General features: G+C 70.8%; 1 protein-coding gene. It reads right to left on the bottom strand.

Going from position 1 to position 828, the window contains the following annotated elements:
- Window positions 1–828, bottom strand: an 828-nt coding sequence (locus CCN51_RS47510; protein WP_143676139.1) for an ATP-binding protein, incomplete at both ends; no start/stop codon positions are given.

Raw genomic sequence — 828 nt, 5'->3', positions numbered from 1 at the left:
GCCCACCAGGAACTCCACGGTGCCCGCTCCCACGTATCCGGCCTCTTTGAGGATGGCCTTGGAGGCGCGGTAGAGCTCGGCGTTCTGTGCGTCGCTCAGGAAGGGGGCGGGGGCTTCTTCGACGAGTTTTTGGTGGCGGCGCTGGAGGGAGCAGTCGCGGGTGGAGACGACGATCACGTTGCCGTGGGTGTCGGCGAGGCACTGGGTTTCGACGTGGCGGGGTTTGTCGAGGTAGCGCTCGACGAAGCATTCGCCGCGGCCGAAGGCTGCGACGGCTTCGCGGACGGCGGAGTCGTAGAGTTCGGGGACTTCGTCGAGGGTGCGGGCGACTTTCAGGCCGCGTCCGCCGCCGCCGAAGGCGGCTTTGATGGCGATCGGGAGGCCGTGTTCCTGGGCGAAGGCGAGGACTTCGTCTGCGCCGGTGACGGGGTCGGGGGTGCCGGCGACCAGGGGGGCTCCGGCGCGCTGGGCGATGTGGCGGGCGGCGACTTTGTCGCCGAGGTCGCGGATCGCGGCGGGTGGGGGGCCGATCCAGGTGAGGCCGGCGTCGAGGACGGCCTGGGCGAAGTCGGCGTTCTCGGACAGGAAGCCGTAGCCGGGGTGGATGGCGTCCGCGCCGGATTCGGCGGCGGCGGCCAGGACCTTGGTCTGGTCGAGGTAGCTGGCGGCGGGGGTGTCACCGCCCAGCGCGTAGGCTTCGTCGGCCGCGCGCACGTGTACCGCGTCCCGGTCCGGATCGGCGTAGACCGCAACACTCGCGATCCCGGCATCCCGACAGGCACGGGCAACGCGGACCGCGATTTCGCCACGATTGGCGATGAGCACCTT

The sequence above is a fragment of the Streptomyces milbemycinicus genome (assembly GCF_002154605.1).
Lineage (GTDB): Bacteria > Actinomycetota > Actinomycetes > Streptomycetales > Streptomycetaceae > Streptomyces > Streptomyces milbemycinicus.
The sequence above is the reverse complement of the archived record's forward strand: the minus strand, read 5'-3'. Positions and strand labels throughout refer to the sequence as shown.